We start from the raw sequence: 1,982 nt of genomic DNA on the forward strand, positions 1-1,982 counted from the left end.
GGCCCCGGCTGGTGCGGCGGGTAGCAGGGCGGCCAGGTAGCCGGTAGCGGTGGCGCCCATCGGCCGGAGCGCGAAAGGGATCTGGAAGATCTTGTCGAGCCAGTCGACGGGGGTAGCCGTGGGCGTCGTGTCGGTGTCCGCGGCGGGGAGGCCGAACATGGCGCTGTGGTGGGCGGTGAGGCTGCGGCGCAGCCAGGCGGCGTCGACCGCGACGAGGACGACGAACAGCCGTCGCGCGAGCAGCAGGTGGATGGCGGTGAGGACTTCCACGACCCGGTCGGGTGGGCAGCGGTCGAGGTCGTCGACGTAGAGCACGATGCGTTCCAGCGGGGGTGGGGCGGTGCTGCCGCTGGTCTGCCACTCGGTGCGTGCGGCGGTCAGGGCGCGGTCGAGGGTGTCGAGGTCGCGGCTGACCCGGCCCACCAGCCCCCGGTAGTCCTGGTAGGTGGCGACGTCCGCGGTGCGTTCGAGGATGTCGGCGAGGTTCGCGGCGGCGTCGACCTGCGCGAGGCGGGCACGGGTATCGGCCAGTTCGCGGCGTACCCGGCCTGCGTCGTCGGCCAGCCGGCGCTGTTCGGTATCGGTGAACGCCACCGCCCACCCGTGGACCCGGGGCAGCACGGCCAGGGGCGCGAACGCCAGGATCCCGGCGACGGCGGTGACCGCGGTGTGCAGCCACGGGCCGAGCCACCACCACAGCACCCCCACCGCGGCGAGCAGGATGGCCCAGCCGGCGAGGATCCGGTACCCGCGGCGCAGGTCACCGGCGAGTGTGCGCATCGCCGCGGTGGCCGCCCGCCACAGTCTGGTCGGGGAGCCGACCGTGGCGAGCCGGCCGGTCGGGGCGGGTGCGGCGTCGACAGTGCTGATCGTGGCGTCGAGGCGGTCACGGTCGGCTTCCAGTTCCCGGATGCGGCCGTGGAGGTGGTCGCGTTCGTCCCGGGTCGCGGCGGGATCGGCTGGGGTGGTCGTCTGGTCGTTGCGGGCCAGTTCGCGGAACAGGTGCTCGATCAGCCCGGTCCACACGTGGTCGTCGCTGTAGTGCCAGGCGTTGAAGGTGATCTGCCGGATCGAAGCGGCGTATGCGCTGCGGCCGAGGTTGTTCAGCGACAGGGCGGCGAGCCGGTCGACCTGGCCGCGTACCTGCTGTAACAGCGTGGACTTCCCCGCGCCCCACTCGCCGAGTACCGCGATTGCCAGCGGTGCTTCGGTGCCGGACGCGGCGATCAGTGTGGCCAGCGTGTCCACGTCCTCGGCGATGTCGAGCAGGTCGACGTCGCTGGGCTCGTCGCTGCGTACCCCGGCAAGCACGCCTCGCCGGGACGGCCCACCACCGGTCCCGGTGCCACGGACCTGCATTCCGCTGCGACGGTTCCACACCCGGATCGTCTGATCACCCACACTGACGATCTCGGATCCGTCGGGGGTGACGGCCACCGCCCGGACCGGGCCGGGGCGGCCCCAGAATGGGGCTTGGGGGACGGTTCGCCGGATGGATGCGACATATCCCTCAGTGTGCGGGATGGGTCACAAGCCGGCCGATCGGCGTCCGCGATTCCGCGGCCTCGGACAGGCCAATGGGCGTCGGCTCGGCTCGTGGCGCTCTGTCCCTGGCCCTTCGGCCACTCGCCGGCAGGGGCGACCAGCCTGTTGTGCTGTCTCCGGGAACGCCACCAGGACCGAACTGTTCCTCGTTCGTTGCCCAGCGGTCGGGGCAAGGACTGGAATCAGCCGCGTTTCCGCAGGTAGTGGGCTAGATCGGGGTTCAAGTTCCATCCCCTCAGCTCCACCACTCGCCGTAGCGAACCGCTGATCTGCGAAAACTGAACCGCCCTGACGAGTGGATCGCAACCTGCCGTTACCGCAACTTTCCTCATTCGATGGTCGTTGTGTAGTCAACCATGTGGTCGGGAGCGGCTCACTCCAGCGCCGCGCGGAGGCGTTCAGGCGGGGCGTGACAGATCTTGCGGTTTTTGGTGTTT

At 70.5% G+C, this 1,982-nt stretch carries 1 protein-coding gene; it reads right to left on the bottom strand.

Translation table 11 applies throughout. The annotated features are described in order from the left end of the window. Nucleotides 1–1,437: P-loop NTPase fold protein (locus tag AC5LUJ_RS22640; protein ID WP_493465714.1), on the bottom strand; the 1,437-nt coding region annotated here is incomplete at its 3' end. Between the last annotated feature and the right edge of the window lie 545 nt (nt 1,438–1,982).

It is taken from the genome of Protofrankia sp. CiP1_Cm_nod3 (assembly GCF_982290655.1).